General features: G+C 58.6%; 12 protein-coding genes and 1 tRNA gene. 2 read left to right on the forward strand and 11 right to left on the reverse strand.

What is annotated here, in order from left to right:
* Positions 1-120 precede the first annotated feature (120 nt).
* The 5 genes from ACSQ9D_RS06190 to ACSQ9D_RS06210 all read right to left on the reverse strand — a co-directional run bounded on the left by ACSQ9D_RS06190 (position 121) and on the right by ACSQ9D_RS06210 (position 7724).
* The gene (locus tag ACSQ9D_RS06190) at positions 121-3945 is read right to left on the reverse strand and encodes a vitamin B12-dependent ribonucleotide reductase (RefSeq protein ID WP_436281532.1); all 3825 of its coding nucleotides are present in this window, start codon (positions 3943-3945) and stop codon (positions 121-123) included.
* A gap of 590 nt (positions 3946-4535) precedes the next feature.
* Complete coding sequence (locus ACSQ9D_RS06195; protein ID WP_436281533.1) at positions 4536-5123, reverse strand: hypothetical protein; 588 nt, start codon at positions 5121-5123, stop codon at positions 4536-4538.
* Between the two features lie 193 nt (positions 5124-5316).
* The gene (gpt, locus tag ACSQ9D_RS06200) at positions 5317-5814 is read right to left on the reverse strand and encodes a xanthine phosphoribosyltransferase (protein WP_037117921.1); all 498 of its coding nucleotides are present in this window, start codon (positions 5812-5814) and stop codon (positions 5317-5319) included.
* Positions 5815-5996: 182 nt separating this feature from the next.
* On the reverse strand, positions 5997-6839 hold the full coding sequence (locus ACSQ9D_RS06205; protein ID WP_368514580.1) for a universal stress protein: 843 nt from the start codon (positions 6837-6839) through the stop codon (positions 5997-5999).
* A gap of 108 nt (positions 6840-6947) precedes the next feature.
* The gene (locus tag ACSQ9D_RS06210) at positions 6948-7724 is read right to left on the reverse strand and encodes a competence/damage-inducible protein A (RefSeq protein ID WP_436281534.1); all 777 of its coding nucleotides are present in this window, start codon (positions 7722-7724) and stop codon (positions 6948-6950) included.
* 220 nt (positions 7725-7944) lie between these two features.
* On the opposite strand from ACSQ9D_RS06210, the gene wrbA reads away from it, so the two are divergent.
* Complete coding sequence (gene wrbA / locus ACSQ9D_RS06215) at positions 7945-8541, forward strand: NAD(P)H:quinone oxidoreductase type IV (protein WP_436281535.1); 597 nt, start codon at positions 7945-7947, stop codon at positions 8539-8541.
* A gap of 77 nt (positions 8542-8618) precedes the next feature.
* Here wrbA and ACSQ9D_RS06220 read toward each other — a convergent pair whose 3' ends face one another.
* The 6 genes from ACSQ9D_RS06220 to ACSQ9D_RS06245 all read right to left on the reverse strand — a co-directional run bounded on the left by ACSQ9D_RS06220 (position 8619) and on the right by ACSQ9D_RS06245 (position 11799).
* Complete coding sequence (locus tag ACSQ9D_RS06220) at positions 8619-8756, reverse strand: hypothetical protein (protein ID WP_197065900.1); 138 nt, start codon at positions 8754-8756, stop codon at positions 8619-8621.
* Between the two features lie 209 nt (positions 8757-8965).
* Positions 8966-9052 (reverse strand) — tRNA-Leu (locus tag ACSQ9D_RS06225).
* Between the two features lie 68 nt (positions 9053-9120).
* Positions 9121-9396 carry a tyrosine-type recombinase/integrase gene (locus tag ACSQ9D_RS06230; RefSeq protein ID WP_436281536.1) on the reverse strand — a complete coding sequence of 92 codons (276 nt, stop codon included), beginning with the start codon at positions 9394-9396 and terminating at the stop codon, positions 9121-9123.
* Positions 9397-9608: 212 nt separating this feature from the next.
* A complete protein-coding gene (locus tag ACSQ9D_RS06235) occupies positions 9609-9794 on the reverse strand; it encodes a hypothetical protein (protein ID WP_436281537.1) in 186 nt (61 codons plus the stop codon).
* Positions 9795-10434: 640 nt separating this feature from the next.
* Positions 10435-11259 carry a glycosyltransferase family 2 protein gene (locus ACSQ9D_RS06240; RefSeq protein WP_436281538.1) on the reverse strand — a complete coding sequence of 275 codons (825 nt, stop codon included), beginning with the start codon at positions 11257-11259 and terminating at the stop codon, positions 10435-10437.
* A 171-nt stretch (positions 11260-11430) separates the two neighbouring features.
* Positions 11431-11799: a VanZ family protein gene (locus ACSQ9D_RS06245; protein ID WP_436281539.1), complete on the reverse strand. Its 369-nt coding sequence runs from the start codon at positions 11797-11799 to the stop codon at positions 11431-11433.
* 142 nt (positions 11800-11941) lie between these two features.
* Here ACSQ9D_RS06245 and ilvA point away from each other — a divergent pair, with 142 nt between their 5' ends.
* Positions 11942-13192 carry a threonine ammonia-lyase gene (ilvA, locus tag ACSQ9D_RS06250; protein WP_436281540.1) on the forward strand — a complete coding sequence of 417 codons (1251 nt, stop codon included), beginning with the start codon at positions 11942-11944 and terminating at the stop codon, positions 13190-13192.
* Positions 13193-13203 lie beyond the last annotated feature (11 nt).

Raw genomic sequence — 13203 nt, forward strand, 5'->3', positions numbered from 1 at the left:
TTGTCATTTTTGAGCTCCGAACCCACTTGGCCAGTTTTGGCTTCCGCAATGGCCAGTTTCATGGGTATTTGGGCGGTACTAGCTTTGGTTTCTCAGTCACTCATAGAGCAAGAAGCGTAATCAAGAGCAGCCGCTTGTGCTTCCGCACGTGTCGCACTTCTCGCAAGTTCCATTCCGCACCATCGTGAAGTTCTGGCACTCGGAGCACATGTTGCCGGTGTAACCCTGCATGATCGAGCGGGCGCGGCGTTCGGCCTCGACCTTCTTGGCTTCCGTCTTGGCCGATGCGGCGTCGGCGGCAGCCTTGTCGGAGAAGAGGGCGGTTGCCTGCTGCTGGGTTTCGGTGGCGACCTCTTCGATCACTTCCTCGGCGATCTCTTCGGCCAGTTCCCGAGCGCGCTCCTCGTAGTCGCGCTTGAAGGCGACGATTTCGGAGGTGGAGATGGCAAGGGTCGGCTCGATCTTGCGGGCGGCTGCACCCGCAAAGGACGTGACCGTGGCACCGGAGGAGGCACGCGCAGGAGCTGCGGTGGCGGAGCCCTTCGGCTCTCCAGATGTCTGACGCTCGTTGCCGGAGACGAGCGTCGGCTTGTAGCCGCGGGTCCAGCCCGTCGAAACGAGATTGGTCTTACCTTCCTGGATGCCCTTGCCGAGCGCCGTGTTTGAGAAGTCGGATGTGTCGACATGCGCCAGATCGTGACGGCCGAGGTAGGAAACGGCGAGTTCACGGAACACGTAGTCGAGAATCGACGTGGCATTCTTGATCGCATCGTTGCCGATGACCACGCCTGCCGGTTCGAATTTGGTGAAGGTGAATGCCTCCACATATTCTTCGAGAGGCACGCCGTACTGCAGGCCAAGCGAGATGGCGATGGCGAAGTTGTTCATCATTGCGCGGAAGGCGGCACCTTCCTTGTGCATGTCGATGAATATCTCACCAATGCGGCCGTCGCCGAATTCGCCGGTGCGCAGATACACCTTGTGTCCGCCGACGGCAGCCTTCTGGGTGTAGCCCTGGCGGCGGTTCGGCAGCTTTTCACGCTCGCGGGTGACGCGCTCGACCACACGCTCGATGATCTTCTCGGTGATGGTGACTGCCTGGGCTGCGACCGGCTGCTGCAGCAGATCCTCCATCGCATCTTCGTCGTTCTCATCTTCGATCAGCGAAGCGTTCAGGGGCTGCGACAGCTTGGACCCGTCGCGATAGAGCGCGTTTGCCTTGAGGCCGAGCTTCCAGGAGAGCATGTAGGCGCTCTTGCAGTCGTCGACCGTCGCGTCGTTCGGCATGTTGATCGTCTTGGAGATCGCACCCGAGATGAAAGGCTGCGCGGCGGCCATCATGCGGATGTGGCTATCGACCGAGAGATAACGCTTGCCGATCTTGCCGCACGGATTGGCGCAATCGAACACGGCGAGGTGCTCGCTCTTGAGGAACGGCGCGCCTTCGAGCGTCATCGCACCGCAAACGTGGATGTTCGCAGCCTCGATGTCCTTCTTCGAGAAGCCGAGGTGGTCGAGCAGGTTGAAGCTCACGTCGGCGAGCTGCTCGTCCGAAACCTTCAAGGCGGCCTTCAGGAAATCTGTGCCGAGCGTCCACTGATTGAAGACGAACTTGATGTCGAAGGCCGACTTCAGCGCGGCGTTGACGGCATCGACCTTCTCGTCGGTGAAGCCCTTGGCCTTCAGCGTCGAGGGGTTGATGGCTGGCGCCTGGTTCAGGTTGCCGTGGCCGACAGCGTAAGCTTCGATCTCGGCGATCTGGCTCTCCGAGTAACCGAGTGTGCGCAGCGCTTCCGGAACGGCGCGGTTGATGATCTTGAAGTAGCCACCGCCGGCGAGCTTCTTGAACTTCACGAGCGCGAAGTCGGGCTCGATGCCGGTCGTGTCGCAATCCATGACAAGGCCGATCGTGCCGGTCGGCGCGATGACAGTTGCCTGGGCGTTGCGGTAGCCGTGCTTTTCGCCGAGTTCAAGCGCCTTGTCCCAGGCGCTCTTGGCATGCGCTGCGAGATCGTGGTCCGGGTTTTCCGAATGGATGAGCGCAACCGGGTTGATCGACAAGCCCTCATAGCCTGATGTCTCGCCGTAAGCGGCGCGGCGATGGTTACGGATGACGCGCAGCATGTTCTCGCGGTTCGGCTTGAACATCGGGAATGGGCCGAGCTCGGAGGCGATTTCCGCCGAGGTGGCATAGGAAATGCCGGTCATGATCGCCGTCAGCGAGCCTGCAATGGCGCGGGCTTCGTCGCTGTCATAGGGGATGCCCGAGGACATCAGCAGGCCGCCGATGTTGGCGTAGCCGAGGCCGATCGTGCGGTACTCGTAGGAGAGCTCGGCAATCCGGCGCGACGGGAACTGCGCCATCATCACGGAGATTTCGAGGACGACGCTCCAGAGACGCACGGCATGCTCGTAGTCTGGTATATTGATGCGCTTGGTGGCAGCATCCTTGAACTGCATGAGGTTCAGCGAGGCAAGGTTGCAGGCGGTGTCGTCGAGGAACATGTATTCCGAGCACGGGTTGGATGCGCGGATCGGGCCGGCGGCCGGGCTGGTGTGCCAGTCGTTCATCGTCGTGTTGAAGTGCAGGCCCGGGTCAGCCGATGCCCAGGCGGCGTAGGAGATCGATTCCCAGAGATCGCGGGCCTTCAGCGTCTTCATGACCTTGCCGTCCTTGCGGGCGGTCAGGTTCCAGTCGCCATCGTTTTCGACTGCGCGCAGGAAGTCGTCCTTGATCGAGACCGAGTTGTTGGAGTTCTGGCCCGATACGGTGAGGTAGGCTTCCGAATCCCAGTCGGTGTCGTAGGTCTTGAATTCGAGGTCCTTGTAGCCCTGGCGAGCGAACTGGATGACGCGGCCGATGTAATTCTCAGGAACCTGGTCCTTCTTGGCAGCGCGGATTTCGCGCTTCAGGGCAGGGTTCTTGTTCGGCTCGAAGCAATCACCGTCATCGCCGCCGTCGCAGTTGACGCAGGCCTTCATGATCGCCTTGAGATGCTTGGCGACGACCTTGGAACCGGTGACGAGGGCAGCAACCTTCTGCTCTTCCTTCACCTTCCAGTTGATGTATTCCTCGATATCCGGATGGTCGATGTCGACCACGACCATCTTGGCCGCACGGCGCGTCGTGCCGCCCGACTTGATGGCGCCCGCTGCACGGTCGCCGATCTTCAGGAAGCTCATCAGGCCGGAGGAACGACCGCCGCCGGAAAGTTTTTCGCCTTCGCCGCGCAGATAGGAGAAGTTGGAGCCGGTACCGGAGCCGTACTTGAACAGACGGGCTTCGCGAACCCAAAGGTCCATGATGCCGCCTTCATTGACGAGATCGTCTTCAACGGACTGAATGAAGCAGGCATGTGGCTGCGGGTGCTCGTAGGCGGACTTCGACTTCGTAAGCTTGCCGGTGAACGGATCGACATAGAAGTGGCCTTGGCCGGGGCCGTCGATACCGTAGGCCCAATGCATGCCGGTGTTGAACCACTGCGGCGAGTTCGGGGCGACGCGCTGCGTGGCAAGCATGTAGGCAAGCTCATCCCGGAAAGCAGAGGCATCTTCCTCGGACGAGAAATAGCCGCCCTTCCAGCCCCAGTAGGTCCAGGTACCGGCAAGGCGGTCGAAGACCTGGCGGGCGTCTGTTTCGGAACCGTATTGCTGATCCTTCGGAACATCCTTCAGAGCCGCTTCATCGGCAACCGAACGCCACAGGAAGGAAGGAACGTCGTTTTCCTCGACCTTCTTGAGCTTGGCGGGAACGCCAGCCTTGCGGAAATACTTCTGCGCCAGGATGTCGGCAGCGACTTGGGAGAACTGCGCCGGAACATCGATATTCTCGAGGCGGAAAACGATCGAACCGTCCGGGTTCTTGATCTCGCTCGTCGCCTTGCGGAATTCGATATCCGCGTAAGCGCTCTGTCCTGCCTTCGTGAAACGGCGTTCTATGCGCATTTGCCTAACCTCTAGCTTGCGCGCCCCGTCCCCGTTTGACCAAGGCGCAAGTTTCCACCTCCGGCGGCGCCGTGAGGAGCGCAGCCAGTTCTCGTTTCCGTATCGTCACAGGAGTGTCATCGGAGATGTCTTTCCTGTATCTTGTGGTGATGGTGGCTGCAAACACTAAATATAGTATTAACAGCTTATTATCGCCAGCCCCCGATGTCACTTTTTGGAAGATAAAAATCGCGCACAAAGCCCCTCATGGCGGTCGACCTTCATGGACGCAACACCCTGATCCTACGCTCGATTTTTGAAGAGAACCGGCCTCGTTAATTCCGGTCCAACTGCCGCAGCAACATCGGAACCTATTAAGTTGGAAACGCGCGATTCCGTCAAGGGGTTGTTTTTAACGAACCGTTCACCACAAGATGTTGTGGATCGGGCTGTGGAGAACGGGGAAAAGAAAGTCGTATAAGGAATTCAATAGGTTGCAGCCGCTTGTCCCCAGAGAGCGAAAAAAATCTAAGAAAAGTTGCGACCGTGTTGATTTGGTTGCAGCTTTTGGCGCGCAAATGGGTATGGCGATTCGTTGAGGCCAATTTCGATCACAATGCGTCGATCGCGATCGTCACTGTTGCGATACCTATCGGCTTTCCGTTTTCATCCTTGATGACGAAACTTGCCTGCGTTTCCAGTAATTGTGTCTGCTCATCGCGCTCGGCACGGTCGATGAATATCTCGTCGGACTGTCTCGCGAATGTTTTCAGGAACTTGTCTTCATCGCCTTGCCAATAGTCGGTGGTCATCGTGCCCTGGCCGACATTGAGCCCGTGACGATCGGTTACGAAAAATTCGATGATGGCGCCCTGCGAATCATCCTGCTTGGATTTGAGGTATCGCGACACCGGCTTGGCGAGCAGATGTCTGACCATCTGCCAGCCGCCGGCCTGGATCTCGGAGCGGTAGGTATTATCCAGCACCTGGATGTCCATGTCGCTGACATTGCGGAACTTGGTGTTCTGCTCCTCGATCGCCTTGCGCACGATCGCGGCATTCACCATCGGCTTGACGACTGTCTCGACGTATTCCCGCACGACGGACACATAGGCCGGTGCTGCCGAAGCGGCAAAAGGCGAGAGACAGAGGCTCAGCCCGAAAGCCACCACCGTCCCGACGTAGCCCCAACGCATCATATTCGTTCCAACGTCGCGCCTGCGACTATGCCTCTAACGCCAGTCCGCAACGCAACGCCGTTGCCGCGTCGGACTGTTGCTTAGAAGAATAAGCTCTGCGTGGGCAGCGCGATAGCGGAATCCGATGTGTTAGTTAAACATTGGTGCAATTTGAGATTGCCACCGGTCCGTCGGGTTGCGCGGCGAGGCGCTCTCAGCCGCGGCCAGCCTTGGAGATCGGTTCCTGATAGGTGAACCCCATATCCCAGGGGAAATAGATCCAGGTGTCCTGGCTGACTTCCGTCACAAACGTATCGATCGTCGGCACGCCCTGCGGCTTCGCATAGACACACGCGAAGTGTGCCTTGGGCAGGATCGTGCGAACTTCCGAAGCTGTCTTGCCGGTATCGGTCAGGTCGTCGATGACTAGGACGGATTTGCCTTCGTCCGCGGTCAGTTCCGGCGCGATGCCCTTGAGGAGTACCATTTCCCCCTGGTTCACATAGTCGTGGTAGGAGGCGACGCAAACCGTTTCGATCAGCCGGATGTTGAGTTCGCGCGAGATGATTGCTGCCGGCACGAGACCGCCGCGCGTAATGCAGACGATCGCCTTGAAATCGCGCTTGAGGCCGGCGAGACGCCAGGCGAGTGCGCGCGCGTCGCGGTGGAACTGATCCCAGGAAACGGGAAAGGCTTTATCGGGAAGGGACATGGCTTGCTCCGCGGCATGAATGATGACACGCCGTTTGCCGGCGGCCGGACGAGGCATTCCGCGATCGGCCAAACGCAAATCGCGCAGCCGAGACTGCGCGATAGGAGGACCGAAGCCGAAGCTCGTCATCGGTCGCCGCAATTAACGGATTCCGGGGGCAAAACGCAAGCCCCTCGTGATTCTTATCGCGACAGCAGGGTCAATGCGGTCATCGACTGCAGCAGGCTCTTTGTGGTGCCACCGAAGATCATCTGCCAGAGGCGGGAATGGGTGTAAGCGCCCATGACCAGCAGGTCGATGCTGCTGTCGGAGAGACGGTTTTCGATCACGACTGACGCCGACTTGTCTGCGCTTTGCGCCGTTGCCAGGGTCACCTTTACACCGTGACGCGCCAGAGTGGCTGCAATCTCCGCGCCGGCCACAGCCGCAGATTGGAGCGCATTGTCGACGGGATCAACCGAGAAAACCTCGACTTCGTCGGCGGCCTGCAGAATCGGCAAGGCATCAAACGCGGCGCGCGCCGCCTCCTTCGAGCCGTTCCAGGCAATGAGGACGCGCTTGATCGGCTTCGGCTGGCGCAGCACAAAGGGGATCATCAAGACCGGACGACCACTTTCGAAGAGGAAGTTGTCGACGTCCACGTGACTGTCCGATGGCTTGGATGGATCCGCCTGTGAGGCGATCAGCAGGTCAGCGCTCCGGGCGCTTTCGATCAGCGGCGCCGTGCCGTAACCGGTGGAGGAAGCGAAACTGCGCCATTCAAAGGAGACGCCTTCCACCTCGGCCTTCCTGCGGAAGATGCGCTCGATTTCGACAGTCTCGGAATGCGCCATGTCCTGCAGCGCCTGGACGGCGACCGGATCCGGTATCTCCATCGGCGCGACAAGGGGCACGACAGCGACGGTTTCCGCATGAAGGCCGATAACATGGGCATTGGTCTGCGCGGCAATGGCGAAAGCAAAATCGGCCACGGCGGTGGCGTTGTCGACAGTATCGAGAATGGCAAGTATGGTTTTATAAGACATAATCACTTCTCCTTACGCGGATGAAATCAGCTTGCCTGGAACGAGAATGCGTCGGGGCGGACGTCGGTTCCTTGATGCAGATCAATGAGCACGCGGCATCGCCTCGTGCTACGCCTCCGCCGAACGGTTTTCAGCAATCTCCTTTGTCCGGCGGATGGTCTCGATCATGGCGCGAACGTCGACTTCTGCGGCGTCGACCGCGTCCTGGGAACGGCCCCGCACGACGATTTCGGTGGAGAACGCCTGCCCGATATAGCGGGGATAGGAGCCGATGCTCGTCTCGGAATGGGCTTTCTGGATGGCAGCAAGCGGCGTGCCGATGTCGCCTTCGCCATAGGGGCAGGAGATACCGAGCGAGAGCATGCGCATGCCGGTGCGCAATGTCGGGACAACCGCGTCGACCATGGCCTGGAAGACCTGCGGGACACCCGCCATGACGTGAACATTGCCGATGACGAAACCCGGCGCGGTCGAGACGGGGTTGGGGATATGGCGCGCACCGCTTGGCATCCGAGCCATCCTCTTTCTGGCGTCGGTGAATTCGAGACCGCGGCGCGCATACATCTCGCGAAGCAGTGTCATTGCGTCGGCATCGTATTCGCAAGGCAGCCCGAACGCGGCAGACACGGCATCGGCGGTAATGTCGTCATGGGTCGGCCCGATGCCTCCCGACGTGAAGACGTAATCGTATTTTACGCGCAGTGCATTCAGGGCCTCGACGATCGCATCCTCCTCATCGCCGACGATGCGGACTTCTTTGAGATCGATGCCGCAAAGCGTCAGAATATCGGCCAAGTGGCCGATATTCTTGTCTTTGGTACGGCCGGATAAGAGTTCGTCGCCAATGGCAAGCATGGCGCTGGTGACAATTGTCTCATTGGTCATTGGAAATTTCCGAACATTTGGGTCCCAACATAGGTAGCGCCCTTCGCCGGTCTTGCAAACCGTATCGCTGCCGCTAGCTCACGCAAATGGTTCAAGTATTTTTTCGTCTATGGCCATTGAACAGTGCGTTCTGCCGCGTGGGGCTATGTTCGTTGCGGTGCGCTGCTAAGTTTCCAACCGCTTACGAATTCAAACGCAAATTCCTGATGGAGATAAGTAAATGGCGAAGGTACTCGTGCTCTACTATTCGGCCTACGGCCACATCGAAACCATGGCATATGCCGTCGCCGAAGGCGCAAAGTCGACTGGCGCCGAGGTTGTTGTCAAGCGTGTTCCGGAACTGGTTCCGGACGAGGTTGCCAAGGCGTCCCACTACAAGATGGACCAGGCTGCGCCGATTGCCACTGTCGATGAACTTGCCGATTATGACGCAATCATCGTTGGTGCCGGTACACGTTTTGGAACGGTTGCCTCGCAGATGCGCAATTTCTGGGACCAGACGGGCGGCCACTGGTTCTCGGGCAAGCTCGTTGGCAAGGTCGGTTCGGCTTTCACGTCCTCGGCGACGCAGCATGGCGGTCAGGAGTCCACCATCCTCGGCTTCATCCCCACCTTCCTGCACCAGGGCATGATCGTTGCCGGCCTTCCCTATGCTTTCCAGGGCCAGATGGGCGTTGATGAAATCAAGGGCGGTTCGCCCTATGGTGCATCCACGATCACGGACGCCGACGGATCCCGCCAGCCCTCTGCAATCGAGTTGGAGGCAGCCAAATACCAGGGCGCTTACGTCGCCAAGATCGCTGCAAAGCTGGGCTGATCGGCTCCTTTCACCGGCAGGGGCGGCCATTGGGTCGCGCCTGCCTGCTTTGAGCAGAGAAAGTCGCCGACTGTGCGTCAGCCGTAGAGGTCGTGCAGCTTCACTGCGTAGAAAAGAAGCGGTATTCCGAGAACCGCAATCGCGATCATTAATGCCGTTCCCGTCCTGAACAATTTGAGACGTCGCGTTCTCGTGCCATCCCAATCGTAAACCATCGCCATACTCCCACAAGACAAGCTTACAACTATGCGCAGCCCCAACCGCGGTCCTTCTGGCGCGCGCATACAAGCACATTCGCTAGCGATGATAAAGGGTGGTGGCCGGCTGCCGTGGATGCTGGTGCAGTCTGGCATGATGGCGCGAGCGACGGGGGTCGAACCCGTACAGCCTAGGGCCGAGGGATTTTAAGTCTACCGAGGGGAGTTGGTGCGGACGACGGGGCTCGAACCCGTAAGTCATTGAAGACGAGAGATTTTAAGTCTCTTGTGTATACCAGTTCCACCACGTCCGCTTTCCTACATTCGGTGGTGAAACAGTCGGTTTCCTACACGGTCTCCGACACGCTTTCCTACACGCCTCCTACTCAGTGGCGTTTGTAGGAGAGCCGTTGATTAGCATCAGTTTTGGCGCTGCGCCACCCTCCAGAGCCCTCAAATTATCCATGAGGTGATCCGGGGCGAGGTGGGTGTAGCCGAGCGTCGTTTGATAGGACCGATGACCCATCCACTTCATGACGCGCATGCGGTCGATGCCCTTGATGACCTGCCAAGAGGCGCATGTGTGACGAGCCGTGTAGACGATCGTATCTTCAAGCGCGGGGAGGTGCGACCGGATGCTGCGCCAGATGTCGATCATGCGCCATTCGGTGAACGACGCCCCATTGGGTTTGATTTAAGGTCCTATTCCTTGCCCGTTTCCCGCTGCCGTATCGCCATAACCAAGGTAGTACGCGACCGCGACCGCCACCCCAACTGTTAGGAGATATAGAACGTCAAGCCAGTTGAAGCCTTGGAGAGTGGATTGCCAGCGCCCGCGCTTTGCCTTGCTGGCGTCTTTTATCGTGCGCGTCATCCGGCGGTATGTGCTTTGGTCGCTTCAAGGTTTACAGGTGCAGCCGGTCCGACTGGTCTTGAGAGACCGTCAACCGGATTGTGAACGCCATAACCGAAGTAGAGAGCGGCAACGGCCAAGAGGATAACCACGGCATAGGCCATAGCCCCTTGTGTCCGGTCACTATTGAAAAGGCTCTTCATTCAATAACCCCACTGATTTGCTCCCATTCGAGGGATAAGCACTAGGGAATGACGATGGAAGCCCTACGAGTTCCTTCTACGGTGTATCGCAACGGAGAATAGAAGGCGTGTGCCCTATGGGTCACATTATGGGTTAAGTAACCAATCAGTCGCCGGGTGATTTTGTGACATTATGCCAGTTAGAGGGCTCCAATAAGTGTCTCTTTATCTGTCCCTGTGGTGCGCCTTTAGTTGTCCCTTGCGTTGTCCCTAGCGCCTGACCTATCGGCAGTCGGACCAAAGGACGCTGATTGAAGGGACATGAATGAACATTCCCGCCGTTCATCGCCCCATTGGAGCGCCTTTAGTACCCCCTGGGCCGCCCCTCGGTCGAAAGTGATATATTATCTAGGGGTACCGGGGCGCACCGCGCGTGCTGTATATCCGAATGGGTCGCTCAGAAATTTCTACCAAACATTCCGGGGTCACCTAGACAGCCCCTACGCGACCGGCAGGCCATGCGGGGTGCAGCCTTCCCCTATCAGACCTTCACGCTTGAGTTCGGTCAGGTAATCTCGCCAGGTGAGGACCGCGCACGTCTGTCTCGCGTAACTGCAGATGTCTGTTAAATTGCTCTTTCGATTACCAATTATGGTGCGGCTTACCGCCATATATTGAAATGTTGCTGCATGTACTCGATGCACCGGCGATTGGCCTCAGCACGGTTCGCACCCTCGATGGTGGCGAGGTATAGTGAGGCGACATCGTGTGCAGCGGTCGTCCGTGGTTCTTCCAGCCCGGCAGGAAGCCAGATCGGGATACCTTTCAGCGCGAGCATGCCCGACAACCAAACATCGTCGACTGCCCATATGACATCAGGAATGTCATATGCGATATCATCGAAAAACTCTGGACGCACGACGGCACCACCGAGCCCCTGAAGTACGTCCACATAACCGCCCTCCGCAACCAAGCTTGGCATCGGCCTCGGCCGGTCCAAACGCAACACCATGGAAGCGAACTTATGTCGTAGTCGGCGGGCGCGGAGCGAAAGATCTATTTTCCTTCTGCGCATTGCTTTCGGCACAAAGGCGGAAGGTCTCGCAATATCGGTTGGCACGTCCTTGCCGATCAGGGCTACGCACTCCGCCGGTCGCTCATCCTGTGCCGCGAATAACTGAGCGGCCCAATTAGGCGAGAACACCTTGTCGTCGTCACAAAATAGGATCTGCGCTTTTTTCCCACGGAGATCGCGCGCAGCAAACAGCACCTTAGACGCAGGCCCCATGTCTTCTTCAGGCTGAACTATCGTGATCCCGGTGGGTACAGATGGAAGAGACCCGTCGTAGTCGGGAAATCGTCGATATCGTTTGGGTACGTAGAGCCGGATTTCATCCACCACACCGTTCTGCTTTATGAGGCTGTTCAGCGTCGGCGCAAGCTTAGCGAAACGTGGAGGGATCGTGGAGAGCGAGATGATGCGCAATGTCGTGGGCTCGGCGGAACTATAATGCATTGACGGGAGGTTGTGCGGCACTGTGCCATTCCGAGTTGAGTTAAGTCAACCAAGACCGAACCAATGAGCGTGAATGGGCGGCAGGCAAGCAGCCCACTCCATCAACGACTGCGGCCATTCAGTCAAGAGCAGGCGGCTGTGTCATATCTGCGAGATGCTCGCTGCAGATTTTGCGAACCGGACTTTATTCAGCATGCAGCCCACCAAAACTCCCACAGATGCACCAAGTATTTTGACGAGCGCGTCGTGCAGGCGCGCGTGACGCGTCGGGGACAAATATTGCAGGTATTCAATTGCCAATGCGCCGAGGAATAAGAGAATGGCGACCGCGAGCCAATGCCGCGGATAGGCGACCGCGAACATGAAGCCGACCAACGAATAGGCCAGCGCGCGGTCGAGATTGACCGAGGTCACGGTATGCGGCCGCAGCCCGATCGGCGACAGCGTGGCGAAAATAATGGCCGCGAGAAGCAGCCAGGCACCCGGCCTTACAAATTTACTTGAGATCATCGGTGCGATGTAGCTCCATCGCGAGCGAATTGATAGCGCACAATTGCGTTATCACACCAGCTTTGGAAGCTGGCGGATATGGGCTTTCTCGCTCCGCCCACTTGTGCGATAGCGAAGGTGAAACAGGAATGGACGAACGACCGTGACCAGACAGGATGTCGAGAGCGCCGAGGCGGCCATGCGCAGCCTCTTTCCAGCAACGCCACTGCAGCTGAACGAGCACCTGTCGGCGCGTTATGGCGCCGACATCTGGCTGAAGCGCGAAGATCTTTCGCCCGTGCGCTCCTACAAGATTCGCGGCGCCTTCAATTTCTTCCGCAAGGCAATCGCCGAGGGCGCCGGCGGCAAGACCTTCGTCTGTGCCTCGGCCGGCAATCATGCCCAGGGCTTTGCCTTTGTCTGCCGCTATTTCGGTGTGCCTGGTGTTGTCTTCATGCCGGTGACGACGCCGCAGCAGAAGATCGACAAGACCCGCATTTTTGGTGCGGAGTTCATCACCATCAAGCTGACGGGCGACTTCTTCGATCAATGCTACCAGGCCGCGCGCGATCACGTCGAGGCGATCGACGGCGTGATGGTCCCGCCTTTCGACCATGCGGATATCATCGAAGGCCAGGCGACGGTTGCTGCCGAAATCCTGCAGCAGCTGCCCGAGGGAACGGTACCTGATATGGTCGTCATGCCGGTGGGCGGCGGCGGCCTCGCGGCTGGCATCACCGGCTATCTCGATGGCGTTGTGCCGACGTCCGGGTTCGTCTTCACGGAGCCGGCCGGAGCGCCGAGCCTGAAGCGAAGCATCGAGGCAGGGCGCGTGGTGACGCTCACCAAGGTTGACAATTTCGTCGACGGCGCGGCCGTGGCGAGGATCGGGGACCTGAACTTTGCCGCCTTGGAAACATTCCCGACCGAGCAGGTCATGCTGATGCCGGAAAACGCGATCTGCGTGACCATCGGCGAGATGCTGAACGTGGAGGGAGTCGTTCTTGAGCCGGCAGGGGCGTTGTCGCTGACCGCGATCGCCGCGATGGATCCGGAAGTGCTGAGAGGCAAGACTGTCATAGCAGTCGTTTCTGGAGGAAACTTCGATTTCGAGCGCCTTCCAGACGTCAAGGAGCGCGCCATGCGCTATGCCGGCTTGAAGAAGTACTTCATCCTGCGGATGCCGCAGCGACCGGGCGCTTTGCGTGACTTTCTGAACCTGCTTGGCCCGGACGACGATATCGCCCGTTTCGAGTATCTGAAGAAGACGGCTCGCAATTTCGGCTCGGTGCTGATCGGCATCGAATCCAAGGCACCTGAAAATTTCGCGCAACTCGTCGCGAACTTCGAGAATGCTGCCATCGGCTTCGAGGACATCACCGAAAACGAGATCCTCGCAAACCTCATCATTTAACTTTTCCGGCA

Source organism: Rhizobium sp. LjRoot258, from assembly GCF_964254185.1.
Taxonomy (GTDB): Bacteria; Pseudomonadota; Alphaproteobacteria; order Rhizobiales; family Rhizobiaceae; genus Rhizobium.